Source organism: Acidobacteriota bacterium (assembly GCA_040752915.1).
Lineage (GTDB): Bacteria > Acidobacteriota > UBA4820 > UBA4820 > DSQY01 > JBFLVU01.
This window is the reverse complement of sequence record JBFMHB010000082.1, coordinates 4793-10193: the sequence shown is the minus strand read 5'-3', so window position 1 is coordinate 10193 and position 5401 is coordinate 4793. Positions and strand designations below refer to the sequence as shown.

Here is a 5401-nt window from a genome sequence, read left to right as displayed (position 1 = left end):
GGTGGTGCGTGGAGAGGGTCATGCCGTCCGAAAGCCCGCAGGCCTCCAGGGCCTCCGCCAGGGTCTTCACCCGCTTGTCGCCGTTCCCCGGGTACCTCGCCGCGCTCGCGATGGGCGGGGCGGCCTTGCGCCCCTTCGCCACGTGCTCGTCCACGCCGCGGTACGGCACCTGCCTCCGGCCGTTCACCACCGCCGGAACCCACCGCCCGGCCGCGTTCTTCTTCAGCTCTACCTTGGTCATGAGACCACCCCTAGATTTCACAGGGAGGACGGGAGGAATGGGAGAAAACCCCTTTCGGTATTTCTCTTTCCAGGGTCGCCTCCTGTCCTCCCTTCCTCCCTGTGATTCATTTCCGTTCTCTTCTCCAGTTCCGGGGCAGGAGCCCCAGGGCTTCGGCCATCTTCACGGTCCGCAGTGCGCGCTTGACGACGGGGGGGTCGACCATCTTGCTCCCGAGGGCCACGACCCCCAGGCCTTTCTTTTCCGCCTCTTCGAAGGCCAGGACCACGCGCTTCGCCTTCTCCACCTCCTCGAGCGAGGGGGCGAAGGCCTCGTGGACCACGGGCACCTGCCGCGGGTGGATGCATCCCTTTCCCTCGAAGCCCAGGGCCTTGGCTTCGAGGCAGGCCTCCCGCAGGCCCTCCATGTCGGCGACGTCGGAGAAGACGGTGTCGATGGGAGCGACCCCCGCCGCTCTCGCCGCGTTCACGACGACCTGCCGGGCCCAGAGAGATTCGCGGCCCTCCGCCGTTCGCGGGGCGCCGATGTCGGCGGTGTAGTCCTCCAGCCCGATGGTGAGGGCGGCCACGTTGGGGCTCGCCGTGGCGATCTCGAGGGCACGGAAGCACCCCAGGGCGCTCTCGATGATGGGCATGAGAAGGACCGGAGCCTTGAGCCCGGCGGCCTTGCGCGCCTTTTCAGCCCGCTCGTCCACCGCCCGGACCTGCTGGGCCGACTCGACCTTGGGGATGAGGATCATGTGGACGTTCTGTGGGACCACGGCGTCCACGTCCAGAAGGCCCCGCTCGCCCTGGTTGATGCGCACGGTGCGCTCGCACGTTCCGAAATCCACGGACCGCAAGGCGTTGCGGACCAGGATCCGCGCGGCGTCCTTTTCCGGGGGCGCCACCGAATCCTCGAGGTCGAGGATCACGGCGTCGGGCTCGTGGAGGGCGGCGTTGAGGAAGAACTTGGGCTCGTTTCCGGGAAGGTAGAGGCGCGAGCGGCGGAATCGTTCCCGGCTGCTCCGGGCACCGAAGCCGGGGCCGGGTTCCGGAAGGGCCTCCCGCTCCCCGCCCAGGCCCGCCCGCTTCACGGCGGCTTCCAGCCGGGCCAGGAGGACAAAATCCAGGGCCCCGTGGTCCTCCACCGTCACGGCGGCGTGGCGCACGCCGAGGGTCTCGAGGCCCTTCGCGCATGTGGCCCGGACGGCCTCGCCGTACATGGCCTCCACTTTCGTGGTCACAAGGAGGCGGATCCCGCCGCGGGCCTTCGGCTCCACCCGCACCCAGCCGTCGCTGCGGACTTTCTCCCCACGCCGCCCCGCTTCACCGATCTCGTTCATGGCCAGCTCCAGTTCCTTTCACAGGGAGGACAGGAGGCGCGGGAAGTAACCCTCTCTTCTTTCCTGTCTCTCTTCATTCATCCTCCCGTCCTCCCGCCCTCCCTGTAGATTCTCTCCGTCCTCCCTTCCTCCTCGTGGATTATCTCCTGGTTTCTCTCAGTTTCTTTCGGGCGTAGGGAAGCAGGCCGCCGGCGTTTCGGATGGCAAGCATCTCGGGGGGCAGGGCCGGGAAGGCGAAGGACCGTCCGCCCACGGTGATCGTTCCGGCCCCCACGTCCAACGAGACTTCGTCCCCTGGATTGTACGCCTCCACGGCTTCGGGGCATTCGACCAGAAGGAGCCCCTGGTTCGTGGCGGCGCGGAAGAAGATGCGGGCGAAGCTCTTGGCCACCACCGCCTGAATGCCCGCCGCCTTGAGGCCCAGGGCGGGCTGTTCGCGGCTCGACCCGCACCCGAAATTCTTGCCCGCGAGAATCACGTCCCCCGGACGCACCTTCCCGGCGAACCCCGGGTCCAGGTCCTCCAGAAGGTGCGGCAGGATCTCCTCCGCCTTGGCGCAGGTATAGGTATACCGCCCGGGAAAGAGCAGGTCCGTGTTCACATCGTCGCCGTACTTGAACGTCGCCATGATCAACTCCAGGGGCTCATTTCACAGGGAGGACGAGAGGACGGGAGGGACGTTTCATATGCGGGCCTTCGGCGCTGAGTCTGCGAAGTCCGTTTCTCAAGTGGGCGACATTGAAATTCATGAGCAACCCGACAGGGATCCGAGCAAGCCGAAGGTAGGTTAATGAGTTGTGCTTGGTGCACGGGAAGAAGGCGCTCGACCGACTTCATTTCAATAATCAGGCGCTCAGGCAACAGGATGTCCACCCTGTATCCGCAGTCCAGCCGGACGCCTTTGTACTCGGTGGGCATGGCTACTTGCCGTTCAAAGGCGATGTGATTTTCTGCCAGTTCTCGGCAGACGCATTCTTCGTAGACACTCTCCAATAATCCAGAACCCAAATGGGAATGCACTTCCATCGCACATCCGATGACCGTCTCGGTCAATTCATCTCGAAGCACGTTTCTCCTCCCTTTCCTCCTGTCCTCCCTGTTCAAATGACTTCCCGTGGGTCGGTGAGGACGCCGGTCAGGGCGCTGGCGGCGACGGTGAGGGGGCTTGCGAGGTACACCTCGGCTTCCTTGCTGCCCATGCGCCCCTGGAAGTTCCGGTTGGAGGAGGAGACGCACCGCTCCCCCGGGGCCAGGAGCCCCTGGTGGGCGCCCAGGCACGGCCCGCAGCCGGGAGGACCCACCAGGGCGCCCGCCTCCACGAGCGCCGCGAGGGTCCCGTCGGCGATGGCCGCCTGGAAGATGCTCCGGCTGGCGGGAATGACGAGCAGGCGGACGCCGGGGGCGACGCGCTTGCCCTTCAGGATCGCCGCGGCGAGCCTCAGGTCGCTCAGGCGCCCGTTGGTGCAGGTGCCGAGGTAGGCCTGCTGGACGGCGAGGCCCTTGACCTCGGAGACGGGGGCCACGTTATCCACCGTGTGCGGTTTGGCCACCACCGGCTCCAGGGACGAGAGGTCGTAGTCCAGTTCCTGGCCATAGGAGGCGTCGGCGTCGGCCCAGACGGCTTCGTACGGGGCGCCCGGGGCGTGCTCGCGCAGGTACGCCTCGGTGGCGGCGTCCACGGGAAAGACCGCCAGCTTGGCGCCCATCTCGATGCCCATGTTGGCCACGGTGAAGCGGTCGTCCTGGGGCAGGGCGGAAAGGTCGCCGTGGAACTCGACGGCCTTGTAGTTGGCCCCGTCGGCCCCGATGTCGCCGATGATCCGGAGGACGAGGTCCTTGCCCATGACGCCCCGGGGCAAGGCGCCCCTCAGCGTCACCCGGATGGTCTGAGGCACCCTCAGCCACGTCTCGCCCGTGAGGAGAAGCACCGCCGCTTCGGTTCGGTCGATGCCCGTCGAAAAGGCGTTGAGCGCGCCGTACATGCACGTGTGGCTGTCGGAGCCCAGCACGAGCCGACCCGGAAGGGCCAGGCCCTTTTCCACCATGAGCTGATGGCAAACGCCCTCCCCCACGTCGAAAAAGTGGCTCACGCCGTAGTCCTTCACGAACTGGCGGATCTTCGCGTGGCCCAGGGCCGTCTTTTCGTCCACGGCGGGCACCACGTGGTCGATGGCGATGACGGGAAGGCCGCGGTCCACGAGCCCGTAAGTCTTCAGGTCCTCGGCGATCTTTCCCACGATGGCGCTGGTGTTGTCGTGCATCAGCAGGTGGTCCGGCTTGACGGTCACGATCTGCCCCGGCACCACCGAATCCAGCCCCGCCTTCCTCGCCAGCACCTTCTCCGCAAACGTCTTGCCCATTGGTGGTCACCTTTCGGTTTTCTGTGTCACAGGAAGGACGGGAGGGAGGCGAGGCGTTCGGGATTCAAATGAAACACCTCCGGTCCTCCCGTCCTCCCTGTGGATCAGCTTTGCCCCAGCAGGCCGCCGCGGAGGTAGGTCTGGATCTGGACGTCGGGCCACGGCTGGGCCTTGACCTCGCGCCCGTCGGCCCGGCGGATGACCCCGCCCGCGAGGTCCACGGAGACCTCCTCCCCGTCCCGGATGTCCGAATCGCACAGGGCGCTCGCCACGATGGGAAATCCGGCGTTGATGGCGTTGCGCTCGTAGATGGCCCCGAAGGACTTGGCCACGATGGCGGCGATCCCCAGGGCCTTGAAGCAGTCCACGGCCTGCTGGCGCGAGGAGCCCGCGCCGAAATTGGCGCCCGTCACCACGAGGTCTCCGGGCCGTGCCTTGGAGGCGAAGTCCTCCCATCCCGGGAGGTTGCCGAAGGCGTGAGGCCCCATCTCCTCGAGCCGGGTGATGGCGAGGTGGCGGTTGTGGAAGATCATGTCGGTGTCGATGTTGTCCTTCCGGATCACCCACACACGCCCCGTGATCACGAGGGGTTTCGGAGCGCGAACCGCCGTGTCGGCCTTGGGGGCGGGGGCGGCCGCCGGCCGGGAAGGCGTCCAGACCGCGGGCTCGCTCGGGATATGGTCGGGGTCCGTCAGCACGCCGGCCACGGCCGAAGCCGCCGCCACGGCGGGGCTGGCGAGGTAGACTTCGCCCTTGCCCTGCTTGCCCGCGAAATTGCGGTTTCCCGTGGAGACCGTCACCTCGCCGGGGCCGTTCTGGCCCACCTGGCCCGCGGCGCAACCGCCGCACCCGGCGTTGGAGATGAGGGCCCCCGCCTCCTTGAAGACCTCGAAGAGGCCCTCGCTCAGGGCCCTTCGCCACATGGCGTCGGTGGAGGGAACCACCTTGAGCACCACGCCGGGCGCCACCCTCCGGCCCCTCAGGACCCGGGCCGCCGCCTCGAGGTCCTCGTAGCGGCCGTTGGTGCAGGAGCCGATGAAGACCGAGTCGATCTTTCGGCCCCTTACCTCGTCGAGGGCCACGGCGTCCTCGGGATGCCCGGGCCGGGCCACCATGGGCCCGAGTCCGCCGATGTCCACCCGTTCGGTGCGCTCGTAGGCGGCTCCGGGGTCGGCGAAGACCGGGCTCCAGTCGTCCCGACCCGTGGCCCGGCGGCAGTGGTCCACCACGGCGGCGCTGGGCGGAAAGAGCAGGAGGATGGCCCCCATCTCGCTGGCCAGGCTCGCGAGGGTGATGCGTCCGGCCAGGTCCAGGGACTCGGCGTAGGGCCCCGTCACCTCGCCGGCGCAGCCCAGCAGTCCGTTTGCCCCGAAGCGCCGCAGCATGGCCAGGGCCACGTCCTTGGGCGAGGCCGAGGGCGAGGGCTCTCCGCGCAGCTCGATGCGCACCGTGGGCGGCACCTTGAACCAGATCTTG

6 protein-coding genes and 1 pseudogene are annotated in these 5401 nt (G+C 67.7%); all 7 read right to left on the bottom strand.

The window, feature by feature from the left end:
- On the bottom strand, positions 1-241 hold a 241-nt coding region (locus AB1824_11950), incomplete at its 3' end, for a citrate lyase subunit alpha (protein ID MEW5765676.1).
- Positions 242-347: 106 nt separating this feature from the next.
- Positions 348-1565 carry an aldolase/citrate lyase family protein gene (locus AB1824_11945; protein MEW5765675.1) on the bottom strand — a complete coding sequence of 406 codons (1218 nt, stop codon included), beginning with the start codon at positions 1563-1565 and terminating at the stop codon, positions 348-350.
- Positions 1566-1704: 139 nt separating this feature from the next.
- Positions 1705-2193 (bottom strand): 3-isopropylmalate dehydratase, encoded by a 489-nt coding sequence (locus AB1824_11940; protein MEW5765674.1) that lies wholly within the window; start codon positions 2191-2193, stop codon positions 1705-1707.
- Positions 2194-2209: 16 nt separating this feature from the next.
- The gene (locus tag AB1824_11935) at positions 2210-2332 is read right to left on the bottom strand and encodes a hypothetical protein (GenBank protein MEW5765673.1); all 123 of its coding nucleotides are present in this window, start codon (positions 2330-2332) and stop codon (positions 2210-2212) included.
- Between the two features lie 79 nt (positions 2333-2411).
- Positions 2412-2591: pseudogene (locus tag AB1824_11930) on the bottom strand (GxxExxY protein).
- Positions 2592-2665: 74 nt separating this feature from the next.
- Positions 2666-3925: a 3-isopropylmalate dehydratase large subunit gene (locus AB1824_11925; protein MEW5765672.1), complete on the bottom strand. Its 1260-nt coding sequence runs from the start codon at positions 3923-3925 to the stop codon at positions 2666-2668.
- Positions 3926-4029: 104 nt separating this feature from the next.
- Positions 4030-5401 (bottom strand): aconitase family protein (locus AB1824_11920; GenBank protein ID MEW5765671.1); only part of this gene is annotated, 1372 nt, incomplete at its 5' end.

Excerpts from the sequence above, each read along its gene's own strand:
- AB1824_11945 (MEW5765675.1), bottom strand. The coding sequence starts at position 1,565 with ATGAACGAGATCGGTGAAGCGGGGCGGCGTGGGGAGAAAGTCCGCAGC.
- AB1824_11940 (MEW5765674.1), bottom strand. The coding sequence starts at position 2,193 with ATGGCGACGTTCAAGTACGGCGACGATGTGAACACGGACCTGCTCTTT.
- AB1824_11925 (MEW5765672.1), bottom strand. The coding sequence starts at position 3,925 with ATGGGCAAGACGTTTGCGGAGAAGGTGCTGGCGAGGAAGGCGGGGCTG.